The sequence below is a fragment of the Bartonella rattimassiliensis 15908 genome (genome assembly GCF_000278215.1).
Classification (GTDB): Bacteria; Pseudomonadota; Alphaproteobacteria; order Rhizobiales; family Rhizobiaceae; genus Bartonella; species Bartonella rattimassiliensis.
In genome coordinates, this window is record NZ_JH725065.1 from 396355 (window position 1) to 407571 (window position 11217).

Annotated in this window: 7 protein-coding genes and 4 pseudogenes; 7 read left to right on the forward strand and 4 right to left on the reverse strand. The window is 34.9% G+C overall.

Features of this window, described 5'->3' with window-relative positions:
• The first annotated feature begins 121 nt into the window (after positions 1-121).
• From MCY_RS04555 to MCY_RS04585, 7 genes and pseudogenes are all read left to right on the forward strand, one after another.
• A complete protein-coding gene (locus MCY_RS04555; RefSeq protein WP_007347200.1) occupies positions 122-484 on the forward strand; it encodes a hypothetical protein in 363 nt (120 codons plus the stop codon).
• A 484-nt stretch (positions 485-968) separates the two neighbouring features.
• Positions 969-2345 (forward strand): amino acid permease, encoded by a 1377-nt coding sequence (locus tag MCY_RS04560; RefSeq protein ID WP_007347201.1) that lies wholly within the window; start codon positions 969-971, stop codon positions 2343-2345.
• Between the two features lie 504 nt (positions 2346-2849).
• A pseudogene (locus tag MCY_RS09075) lies at positions 2850-3208 on the forward strand (DUF6990 domain-containing protein); the annotation flags it as partial.
• Between the two features lie 114 nt (positions 3209-3322).
• On the forward strand, positions 3323-3535 hold the full coding sequence (locus tag MCY_RS04570; protein ID WP_007346703.1) for an HNH/ENDO VII family nuclease: 213 nt from the start codon (positions 3323-3325) through the stop codon (positions 3533-3535).
• Between the two features lie 332 nt (positions 3536-3867).
• Positions 3868-4336 (forward strand): annotated as a pseudogene (locus MCY_RS04575) (SMI1/KNR4 family protein).
• A gap of 629 nt (positions 4337-4965) precedes the next feature.
• On the forward strand, positions 4966-6150 hold the full coding sequence (locus MCY_RS04580) for an alpha/beta hydrolase (protein WP_007347204.1): 1185 nt from the start codon (positions 4966-4968) through the stop codon (positions 6148-6150).
• Between the two features lie 139 nt (positions 6151-6289).
• Complete coding sequence (locus MCY_RS04585; protein ID WP_007347205.1) at positions 6290-6790, forward strand: hypothetical protein; 501 nt, start codon at positions 6290-6292, stop codon at positions 6788-6790.
• 198 nt (positions 6791-6988) lie between these two features.
• Here MCY_RS04585 and MCY_RS04590 read toward each other — a convergent pair.
• From MCY_RS04590 to MCY_RS08865, 4 genes and pseudogenes are all read right to left on the reverse strand, one after another.
• Positions 6989-7612 (reverse strand): annotated as a pseudogene (locus MCY_RS04590) (restriction endonuclease); the annotation flags it as partial.
• Between the two features lie 530 nt (positions 7613-8142).
• A pseudogene (locus MCY_RS04595) lies at positions 8143-9760 on the reverse strand (YfjI family protein).
• Positions 9761-9857: 97 nt separating this feature from the next.
• Positions 9858-10058 (reverse strand): helix-turn-helix transcriptional regulator, encoded by a 201-nt coding sequence (locus tag MCY_RS04600; protein WP_007347209.1) that lies wholly within the window; start codon positions 10056-10058, stop codon positions 9858-9860.
• A 208-nt stretch (positions 10059-10266) separates the two neighbouring features.
• A partial coding sequence (locus tag MCY_RS08865) for a tyrosine-type recombinase/integrase (RefSeq protein WP_007347210.1) occupies positions 10267-11217 on the reverse strand: 951 nt, incomplete at its 5' end.

Below are 11217 nucleotides of genomic sequence, written 5' to 3' on the forward strand. Positions count from 1 at the left end.
TTTATAAAGAAGCGTATTATATTTAATATTACTCAATGAAACGAATATTTATTGAGTATTTCTCTTTTTAAAAGCTGGTTTATGATTTTTTTACTTTTAAATCACAAGAAAGGAGAAATAAATGTCTAAAAATCGCCTATTATGTGTTTTAATAATATTCATTATTTGTTTTTCGCAAATTATAGAGGTTCGTGCGAATCTTTCGAGAGGAAGATTTCAACAGGATCGTTTTATTGCTATAAAGGCACTGGAGAAAGATGTTTGTGTTCAGATAACAAGGAGAGCTGTTATGAGTATTTCAGGTCAAAGAAGTGGAGAAAATAGTCGCTCTCTTATCGGTCTAACAGTTGAAAAGATGATATCTACTGTAGTAACATTTTTCGTTGGAAAACTTGTATTTAAAGCGGTTAGAGTTTTTAAGACATGGGCTGGAGCTAAACTTTCTCGCTCCTTTGAGGAGTGGCGCACTTCGCTTTATCATTAATTAAGCTCTATAGATTAGTCTTAAAAATGAGTTCATATCTTATCGAATCCGATTTATGATTTTTATAGCTAAGAACGTAGAAGGCTTATAATATAATTAATTAAATAAATTAACATATTTCCTTCTTAAAATATCACGGTATTAATTTAAAACTTTTATTTCTAGAGCTGAAAAAAATTGTGCGATTGATATTCCATTAAATCTGACGCTTTCTGCAGAAAAATATAAAATAGAAAATATAAAAATGACAATTATAAAAAATTTTATTATCACGTAATTTCAATAAAATGATACGAAACTATAGGCTATAAAAAGCTGAATTATTCGCAATCAAAATATTTTTATTGCCTAGGATAGGGCATCTGGGAGGCTATTATTTAATGCTTTTAAATATATTTTGAAAGAAAAATATGAGGCTTTATTTATCATAAAGCTATTATTGTAGTATGGATTTTCGCCAGTATTTCAATAAAGAAGGAGAGAAATGGCAATAAATGAACTGAAACGAGGGATGAGTAAGCGCCAAGTTATTTTTTTGGCTCTTGGCTCTGCTATTGGAACAGGTCTTTTTTATGGATCTGCACAGGCAATTAAGCTTGCGGGGCCAAGTGTTTTGATTGCTTATTGTATTGCTGGTTTAGCTATTTTTATGGTTATGCGAGCTTTAGGTGAGATGATACTTCATAATCCATTGCCTGGTTCTTTTGCTCGTTATGCGGCAAATTACATATCGCCATTAGCAGGTTTTTTAACAGGGTGGACATATGTATTTGAGATGATTCTTGTTGGTTTAGCTGATATTACAGCTTTTGCGACTTATATGGGATTTTGGTATCCTGATATTGCTCCTTGGGTATGGGCATTTAGTATTACGTTAATTATTACGGGTATTAATTTAGCTGCCGTAGAGGTATATGGTGAATTAGAGTTTTGGCTGTCTTCTGTTAAAGTTATTGCTATTATTGCGATGATTGTTTTAGGGATAGCGATTATTTTTTATGGTTGGGGTGAAAGTGCAGATTCTTCTCCTGTTACTATTCATAATTTATGGAAGAATGGTGGTATTTTCCCCAATGGTTGGTTTGGTTTTTTAGCTTGCTTTAGCGTTGTTGTTTTTGCTTTTGGTGGTATAGAAATCATTGGGATGGCAGTCATGGAAGTCCAAAATCCTCATCAAACGATTTCAAAGGCAATTAATTCTACTCCAGTTCGTATTTTAGTTTTTTATGTCATGACGTTAGCTATTTTAATGTCACTTTATCCTTGGAATGAGATTGGTCTTATGGATAGCCCTTTTGTATCCATTTTTGAAAATCTTGGGATTTCATATGCAGCAAATATTTTAAATGTTGTTGTTGTTACAGCAGCTATTTCTGCCATGAATAGTGGAATGTATGGTGCTTGTCGCATGATACATGGTTTATCACAGGAAGGTTATGCTTTAAATAAGTTTCAATATTTATCAAAAAACGGTATACCAATTTTTGTTATTTTGATGATCTTTGGTATTTTTCTTCTTGGTGCTGTGCTTAATTATTTTTACCATGAAAAGCTTTTTTTCCTTATTGCAGCAATGGCAACATTTGCGACAGTTTTTGTTTGGATAATGATTCTACTTTCGCAAATTTTTATGCGGATTAAGATGCCTAAAGAAGCCCAGAATGGTTTAAAATTTCCAATTCCTTTTTGGCCAATAGGATCGATTTTTTCTATTTTATTTATGGTTTTTATTTTTATTCTTTTATGGTACTTTGATGAAACACGACCAGTTTTAATTATAGGTTTTAGTTGGATTGTTTGGCTTATTATTTGTTTTTATGCACTTAGATTTTATAATTTTAAGAAAAATAAACTGCAATAAAATGTGAATAGAGATTAAATAAAAAGCTTATTTTTCAAGGAAATAAATGTTTGATCGTTATTCTCCAAAAATTGAAAATAGTCTGCTTGTGATCATCTTGATTTGGAATTTTTTGTGAGCCATTGCTTATGATAATGACTCTTAAATATCTAGATGTTTTTTAATAGTTAGCCCATGTCATTAATATAAGCGTTTCATATTAAAATGCTTAATAGTGCGAATAGTTTTTACTAGATACAAGATATAGGAAGTTATCTTTTTCTAAACTTATTAATGAAGCTCTTTTTGACAAGAGAAGTTATTGTAAGAATTATTTTTATTCATTTATATTCAACTGAGTAAATAAAATGTTTTATAAGCTTTTAAAAAAACATGTGAAGTAATATGACAGCATAGGATACGCTTGCCCATCTTAAAACATTGCGTCACAGAACAGATTTTTCTATTCATAAAAGGGCACGAAGGGAAAATTGACAGTAGAAGCTGAACGAGCAACACATTTTTCTTGATGATGCGCTAGAATGGTCAGTAACGGCTATTGATCTTTCTGAAAGACTTCGCTCTGATTATGGTATAGCTCCTTGGCAACAGGATGCAACGGATAAGGGAGATGATACGGATTATGCTTTTCTTCATCTTGGCACTCTTGCTTTGTTGGGTGATGTTGAGACTTGCATTTTTATCAGCAAAGTTTTGCAGTAGGAGATCATCTAGGCTTTGACGACAGCATCAACAAAACTCACCTTGAGCGGGCAATAGCTTTAGCGCAAAAAGTAGCAAAGGTGAAGCAAGTTAGCTACGCTTTGATTGAAGGGGTAGCAAAGGATTTTGACAATCACTCAGAGCTTTCTAGAGAGGAATAACTTCGCTCTCTTGGCAGGAGAGTTTGTTAAGCTTATTTAGAACAAAGAATACATTGATTATTTTGAAAAAATCCAAGGAGCTTATGAATCATGAAATAGATCAAGAAAAATATTATGGAGGCAATTGAGCCTAAAACAGTTTCTTCTTGGAAAGAAAAGGGACAGATAGTAACAGGTGTAAATGTGGAAAGAATGGTGTCAGGAAGAGCTCCTATTGGAGTCGATTGTAGACCTATTATATTATATCCTATGACACAAGAACAAGATAGTCCTCTCGCTGAGGTTCTCTACTCATTTTATCAAATAAAGGTTTTGTTGCTCATATGAAGCCAAAGATAAATTTTATCAGAAAAGCTATTTGTTGGATTTCAAAACAAATTTCTAAGTAGGAAAAAAGAAAAAATAATTATTGCAAATATTGGAGTGATGCCACTAAAAGGCGTTCTCTAAGCTTTAATAATCATCCTTTTTAATTGCATCATATATTGTAAATGCAAGATGATTTTACAGATATAGCTGAGAAAAGAGCTCCCTAAAGAAAATATCCCTTATGCTTCTATTAATGTAATCCCAATTCCATTGGCTGTAATAGAGAAATATTGATCAGTAGAAACACTCATTATTAGTAAAAATATGCTGTGATTTATGGAGAAAAATTTATGAAAAGTTATACTTTATCAGATGTTGCACAATATGTTGATACGCATAGTCATGTTATTAATTTTGGTACTCAAGATAATGCACCTGATGATGGACGGATTAAAACAGCAGAGAACACTCTCGATTTACGATTTACCTCTTCCTACAAGAGTTTTTTTAAAATTATGGAGGAGGAGAAATTAGAGGTAAAGAAATATTCAGTATTTATGAAATCTGTGCTGGTATTCCTGTTGGTGATATTGTTTACCGAAATTTGCTTGATAGAAGAGATGGCTTTATGAATTCCAAACAGCTTGTTGTCTGCACAACTGATTTTAGTGAAAGCTTTTACTTTGATTATACTCAGTTTCAGGATGGAGAGTGCCCGCTCTATTTAAGTTTCCACTTGACGATCCCCAGTATTACGCCAGTAATTTTTATGAATTTCTCTGCAAAAGAATTAAAGAGTACGCAGGGGAGGATTCATGAAAATCTATACCTTAGATGATGTTGCAGTATTAATTGATAAAGTGAATAAATATGATGGTGATATATTGTCAATTTTTGTTTTGGAGAAGAAGAAAGAATAGGTTACCTAATTGGAAAGCAGTTTTGTAATATATTGAAGCCTTCATTATCTTTATGTTTGTGATCGATTTTGTCTGCCTTATGGATGCGCTAGATAATATCTTCTCACACCTCAAAAAGTAGGTAACAAAAAGCAGAGCATCTTAGAAGTTGAGAGCCTTTAGGCAGAAAGGTATGATAAAAAAAACTCTACGAAAAGAACTTCTGATTCGTCATTGCAATATCTAGATGATGATGTTATCTAATAAAATTGCAGATTCTATATATCAGAGTTCAAAAGGTGATTTTTTTATTTGATATTTTTATCAACTTATTAAAAATATTATGAATATGGTACCTCTTGATGCATCACTTAGTAATTAATCTCTCTCTAGCGAAAGAGACTGTGTGGAGGGAAGGGGGGCTACATCCATTATGGAAAAATCTTTTTTTGTGTTATTTTTAGTGTGTTCCTAATAGTAGCTCATTTTTTAGTACTTTATCTATGCGTTTGAAATGCTATATTTTTTATAAGCTAAGGTGGAATTACAGTGAGAAGTATAGTGGTTTTAAAGTGTTTATTACTTCTTATTTGTCTTTCTTTATTATCAGCATGTAGCGATTCGCGTGCTGTACTTTGGCACGGGGTGCATGCAACTCCTTCTATGATTGCAGTAGAAAGGGAAGTTGAAGAGAAACCAATTTTTCCAAAAGCCATCGTTCCTGTGTATGTTGCAACAAGTCGTATGATGCAAAATAATTACGCTCAACCTTATGGCTCAGAGCGATCCAATAAAGTACATTATAATCGCGTTGATGTGGGAATCCCTCAGAGACATGTAAAGGGAGTTGTTGAAATAAATGCGTATAGACCTACGCATGATAAATATTTTGCAGCAGTAGCATTGCAAAAATACGATAATAAAGAACAGTTTAAACGGCAATTAAATACTGCTTTAGCAAAAAAAACAAAAGGAAAAAGAGAAATTTTTCTTTTTATTCATGGATATAATAATAATTTTGCAGATGGTACATTTCGAACGGCACAGTTTACACACGATTATTCTTTAAATGTTGTCGCTGTACATTATTCTTGGCCTTCTGCTGGATCAGTTCCTCTTTATATTTATGATCGTGACAGTGCTAACTTTGCTCGTGACGGTTTGATGGAGCTTTTGATACTTATTAGTGAAACCAATGCTGACCAGATTTCGGTTATTGCGCATTCTATGGGCAATTTTGTTATAATGGAGGCATTTAGAACTTTAGCTCTACAGGGAAAATATAAACCTATTCGTCGTATTACAAGTTTATTAATGGCAGCACCAGACATTGATGTTGATGTGTTTGAGCGCCAGCTTAATGATATAAAAAAACTCCCACAGCCAACAGCTATTTTAGTATCCAGAGCGGATAAAGCTCTTGCTGTTTCAGGACGTCTTACAGGTGGACATCATCGTGTGGGGGATGGCTCAGATATTGAAATGTTGCGTAAAAATGGAATAACTGTTCTTGATTTCTCTCATGTGGATGGAGGGGCACATAATGTTTTTGCATCTTCGCCAACGTTGATGGCTCTTTCTCAAGAAGGTTCTTTGGCTTCAACAATTATGCAAGGTACAGAGTTATCACCTAGTCAAGCTCTTCTTGCTGATAGCAGTAGTGTGTTGGAGAAAACAACACATCTTATTCTTTATACACCTGTACGTTTTTTCTCTCCACGGATTTCACGTTGATCATAAAAAGAGAGAAGGAACTTCGCTGAATAATGCATTGAGGGTGATCTTTTTTAGCACTTTTTTTAGAATAATTTTGTAAAATAAAAAATCAATAGCGGAATAAATATAAAAAAAACAGTCATTAAGTGAGTATATGATGATTGAACAGAAACGCTATGTCAATACGCTTACAGTTGTTGATGATTTATCTCATTCTGCAATTAAGTTATTAGACATTCATGCTCTGCTTGTGAAGGTGAGAAAAGGTAATATGGGGGAAAAACCAAATTTATTGCGTCAAATTGATTCTACAAAAAAACAATTAGATGAGATAAGCTATGCTCTTATTTTAGAGTATCGTAAACGCCAAGAAAATGAGCGCTTTTTAAAACAAATTCTGCAATCTATTTCCGATCAACTTTTTTCACTTAATAATGGTTTTAAGGAAACTGGGCGCCTTTTCTTTCAGGAAGTTAGAATACTTCAAGCTCAGATGCAATGTTTATATGAGGGAAAGAAGAGGCTTAATTTGTTGAATAGCCAAGAATCTTTTTGTTCTCCATCAAAAATTGATGAAGTCATTAAACAGTTACAAAAAGCGCGAGAAAGGCTTATGATTGAAAATCCACATCTCTTTGAGAAAAAACACAAAAGCTAAATAATAAAGGCCTTTTTAGTTGAGCAATAGGTAATTCTACAGAGAAAACGTTGTTAGAAAGCTATATTTCTTTAAAAAAAATAATTTGTATTAACAAACGAGAATATAATACTCTTTATAGCATTAAAAATTTAAAAAACTTTTGTTATATCTTTAGTAAATTAAAGTTGATGAATTAGAGGGGCTTTGTATGTCCATCCCACATGCCGTAATCAGCTTGCCACGGTCTGCTTCTTGTAAACCTTCACAGACTTTCTCAAGGGCTTCTTTCTGATGATCTAAAAGCTTTCTTTTCGGTTTCTCTTTAAGGACGGCTTGTCCTTGTTTTTTATAAGTTCCCCAATCGATTTGACTGTTTTCCAAATCAAAAAGGTTTATGCGTTGAGGTCGGATTTCTTGCCCCTCACAAGTCAGTTCAACATTATTACTCCAGTCTGTTTCGGTGCTATCAATCAGAATTCGACGGGTGAAGATCTTTTTGCCCGATGCAGCAATAAAACTATCAATATCTTCTTTTTTAATTATGTGAGAGGCGTCATAGCATTTACATTGAATAGCCGCATATCCCCCTTCATCACGGATTGTAGCCACTAGATCAATGCCAATATCCGTTCCATCTTCATCATGCTCTTTCGCCCATTCATAATAGGTTTGAACCTTTTCGTATTCTTGCTTTTGAAGCGGATCATGCGTCAAATAATCCATGACCAGGTTTTCAAATAATGTTCCTAATTCACGGGGAGATTTAGCTTTTTGCCGATAATATTCCAACAGGGAGCGTAAAGTGACGTGTTCATTATCAGAGTTAACAGATTGCAGCATATTGTAATAAAAATTCCTTGCCTTATGAGATGATCAATAATCATCAAAAGAATCAAAACGAATTCAATCAAATGCACTTAAAGCAAATATCGATAAAAATGGGAAAAAACTGCTAAAAAAGCGGATATTTTTTCAAAAGAGGTTTTTAAAGCTTGCTTATCAACAGCTCATGACATGGGATAAGATCAGCAAAGTAGTAAAATTTGCTATTCGTTTCATGGGTTAATCAAGATAAATGCACTATGGGCTTTAAAATATCAGAATGAGTATTTTGATAGGTTTTATAAGGCACTTTATAGAGAGGTTTTGAAGGTTTCTCACACCCTCAAAATACCTTCAAAAATATATCATGGGTTGTATTTATAGGTTGTGTTTTAATATAGATTGTATCTCTAAAATACTAATATATTGAAATATAATAACTTTTATTTTTTGATTGAAAAAAAATATATAAAGGGGAGTAAAAGGAACCCTCAAAATCCTCAAAACTCATAGATAGGGCGTTCTTTGAAGGTTCACTGTTATAGGGTTTAATTTTTCATAAGATTTCGAAATGCTTTATTGAGGTGTCTCTTATGGCTTTTCACGAAAGGATGCCATTCATAACGTCTCGTAGGCCGACCACTTTTAGGAGTATTATCTTCAGAGATTTCACGAATATAATTACAACAGCATAAAAGCTCTAAAGCTTGCTTCACGGCTTGATTATCTTTTAAAGAGGTCCAACTTCTTTGATGAATATCACGGTGTGTAAAAACATCAGGTAAATGATCACAACGCTCGACAATTAATTTTGCACTTTCTACTGTTAATGTATCATGGGCCGCATAAAGACGTTTTGCATGACTTAACAGATAACTTGTCCAACGCAAGGCTGTTGTGATGGCATAGGGTCCGATTTCTAAACGACCACCTTCAAGAAGTTCAAAAATCAAGGCAAGGCTTGCTATGGTTTTAGGCATTTTTAAAAGATGTGATTGTAAACTTTCTGAGTGCGTACCTCCTTTTGCTTCTCTATGAAGATGCTCTAACCATTCATAAAATTGCATTTGTGCTTTAGCAGAAAAACGCATGATCATGGGGTGTTCAGGAGATCCTAAGCGTTTATCACGAAAAGAGCGAAACACCCCTTCATACTTTTGCCATGCCTCTTTATTGGGCGGTCTATCAATCACTTGCCATTCTTTATTGTCATCGGGCCAGACAATCATTTGAAAGCGTTGCAATAACCCATCATCATTTATTCCACGGTTTATTGCTTGAATGAGGGGAATAATGCGTGAAGGTTGAATGCCCCCTATAATAGAAACGGTTGCATTGGGAATAAAAATGGTTCCACGCTCTATACGGTCATAGGTAAATTGATCATCTCCATTAAAAGCTGTGAGATAAAAGGCGCGGTCTGTCTGATATTCCTTTCTTTCTAGATTGGCTAAAAAGCCAGCCAATTCATCACGCACCATTAAGAGACCACGGGGGTTTTCTTTTAAGAGTTCCCCAAGCTTTTCAACGGTCACATCATTGACAATAAAACGAGAGACATCATTATTATGTGCCTTGTCTTTAGAGAGGGTTTCATACAAAAGAGCACGAGCTGTTTCACACTCTCCTTTTCTTATCGCTTTATGGGCTTGTCTTTCCTTTTCTCGTTTGTCTAAAGTTTTAAGTCTCTCTTCAATTTCTTGTTTTTCTTTTTGCTTTAACCAGTTTTTATACCATTCCTTTTGAAGGCAAGAGATAGGAGCTAAAGCGGCTTTCATGGCTGGTGTTTTGAAAGTTGACGATTGCCCAATCAGAGCACCCCAGAGATTAGGCACGACAATCCAATCATCATGCTGTTTTGGGGCAATCCGCACGCCATTGCCAATGACAGCAGCCAAGGCACAGAGAGCAGAGACAGCAATAAAATCCATAGGAGCCTGTTGACGCTCTGAAACGTCATAGACATAATCCATGAATGGCATTGGGAGTTGTAATGGGTTAAAAGGCTCGACGGGTAAAAGAGCCGCCGTGATAGGCTTTATTTCCCCCCCAACCATTTTGTTGCAATGCTTGTTTATAAGGAATTACTTCTAAACAAGTCTTATCATTTAAAGAGCCATTATCATTTAAAGGAGTCTTATTCTCTAACTTAAAAGAACACATCATTTTAAATCCTATAACGTTGCGTCATAGGACGGATTGTGCACTCTCTAGATTGATGAGTTTGAGAAAGCCTTGTCCGTCCTTACGTGACAAGGTTTTTTTATGCCGCGTCACTTTGACGTTGCTGTTTTGCTTGCTCGATTACATTCAAAAGATCCGATTGTAACCAACGGGATAAAAAACCAAATTTTAAGGGTTTTGGGAGAGAGCCATTGGTAACATGACGGCGGAAAGTTGAGACACTCATATGAAGCAATTTTGCACTTTCACGGTCAGTTAAAAGAATATCATTTTCGGTCATTTTAAAATCCTTTCATAATAAAAAATAGAACCAAATCATGCCTATTTATTAAGCACATTTTGGTTTGTTTTTGAAGGTATTTTATTTATAGAAAACAATATATTATCATATAATTTATGATGTGATAAATTATGATTCTTATTGAGAGCGAATGAGAGAGGAGAGAGCTAAAGTTATCCACAGATCATGGGGTTATTCACCCCATATCTTAAGATTGACCTGTAACATAAGCGGCCCATTTATCCATATAGACCCGGCGCTGTTCTAGATAGTCAGTACGACGATAGGCACGCTCTACTTTACCGCCTACCGTATGACTTAAAATAGTTTCAGCGACCTCATAGGGGGCATCGGTTGTTTCAGCAAGCCAATCGCGTAAACTAGAGCGAAAACCATGGGGGCAGGCTTTAAGACCAGTTTGTTGCATATATTGAGCCATACAATTTACACCAAGAGGACCGCGACCTTTAGCAGAAAAAAAGAATTCATTGCGAGAAAGCAAACGCGCTTGTTTTAAAATGTCTAATGCCTCTAATGATAAGGGGACGCGAAATTCTTTTGTTGTATCACGCTTTCCTTTCATATTTTCAGCAGGTATGGTCCAGATATCCTCATCAATCTGATTTTCACGAATATGACGTAAGGGATTAGTACGAACACCTGTCAGAATAAGCAAACGCAAAGCCAGCTGTGTGAGGTTTGTTGTTTGGCAAAGCGTTTGATAAAAAGCCGGCACATCTCTCCAATCCATGGCTGGTCTATTTTGTGTTTTATGGAGTTGTTTGCCTAAGAGCGCGCGTGCTTTTTCTACAGCTTGTAAATCAACATCCAATCCTAAGGCAGCCGCATGTTTGAGACAAAGATTAAGACGATTCAGTGCTTTACGCGCGGTATCAGCTTTTGTATGCCAGATAGGGGCAAGAACATTGCGTATCTCTGTTTGTGTAATTTCTGAAACGGGGAGGCAGCCTAATTTAGGGAGAATATGAAGACGTAATGGTAAAAACCAATGTCCATCTTTACCATCATTCTTTAATTCAGCTTTACGACTTTCAAAAGTCTCTAAAGCAATATCTTTTAAATAATGGAGATTACGCATTGCTTCACGCTTTTGTTTTTCACGTTCTTTAATGGGGTCACGACCCTCATGCAAAACAGA